The sequence below is a fragment of the Clostridium sp. CAG:43 genome, from assembly GCF_000434655.1.
Lineage (GTDB): Bacteria > Bacillota > Clostridia > Lachnospirales > Lachnospiraceae > Otoolea > Otoolea fessa.
In genome coordinates this window covers 41980-43197 of record NZ_FR895020.1, presented here as the reverse complement: position 1 = coordinate 43197, position 1218 = coordinate 41980, and the positions used below count along the sequence as shown (strand labels likewise).

The 1218-nt window shown below is 48.8% G+C and carries 1 protein-coding gene; it reads left to right on the top strand.

Translation table 11 applies throughout. From position 1 onward, the window contains the following. Positions 1-32: 32 nt before the first annotated feature. Positions 33-1211, top strand: a complete 1179-nt coding sequence (locus QVO97_RS01835; protein WP_022358717.1) for a phosphoribosylaminoimidazolecarboxamide formyltransferase — start codon at positions 33-35, stop codon at positions 1209-1211. Positions 1212-1218 lie beyond the last annotated feature (7 nt).

Sequence of the window (1218 nt, the reverse complement as noted above, 5' to 3'; positions counted from 1 at the left end):
TGCGTTTAAATGGGTATACAGGAGGAATGAAGATGAACGAACTTGAGTTAAAATATGGATGCAACCCGAACCAGAAACCGTCCCGCATTTTTATGGCGGACGGCAGTGAGCTTCCGATCAAGGTACTTTGCGGCAAACCGGGATATATCAATTTCCTGGATGCGTTCAATGGCTGGCAGCTGGTAAGAGAACTGAAAGAGGCAACCGGGCTTCCGGCGGCAACTTCTTTTAAGCACGTTTCTCCGGCAGGTGCAGCGGTAGGACTTCCGTTAGACGAGACGATGCGTAAGATTTACTGGGTCGATGATATGGGAGACTTATCTCCGCTTGCGTGTGCATATGCCAGAGCACGAGGTGCAGACCGCATGTCTTCCTTCGGCGATTTTATTTCTCTGTCGGATGTCTGCGATGCAGATACGGCGCGCATCATCAAGAGAGAAGTATCGGATGGCGTGATTGCTCCGGGATATACCAAGGAGGCGCTGGAGATTCTGGAATCAAAGAAAAATGGCAAGTACAATGTCATTGAAATCGATCCAGATTATGTACCGGCTCCGGTGGAGCGAAAACAGGTATTTGGCGTGACCTTTGAGCAGGGTAGAAATAATCTGACAATCAACCGTGAGTTGCTGGAGAATATCGTGACTGAGAATAAAGAGCTGCCGGATAACGCGAAGATCGACATGATCGTATCTTTGATTACCCTGAAATATACACAGTCCAACTCTGTATGCTATGTGAAGGATGGACAGGCGATCGGTATCGGCGCAGGTCAGCAGTCCCGTGTACATTGTACCCGTCTGGCAGGTCAGAAAGCCGACAACTGGTATCTGCGCCAATCTCCGCAGGTGTTAAATCTTCAGTTTGTGGATGGAATCAAGCGTGCAGACCGCGACAATGCGATCGATGTTTATATCGGAGAAGAATATATGGATGTGCTGGAAGAGGGCGCATGGCAGAAAACTTTCAAGGTAAAACCGCCGGTATTTACCCGTGAGGAAAAACGCGCATGGCTGGACGGCATGAAGGGTGTAACCATTGGTTCTGATGCATTCTTCCCATTTGGCGACAACATTGAGCGCGCGCACAAGAGCGGCGTTCAGTACATCGCACAGCCGGGCGGATCGGTTCGTGATGACAATGTAATCGAGGTTTGCAATAAATATGGCATTGTAATGGCATTTACGGGAATCCGTCTGTTCCATCATTAATGAAAAA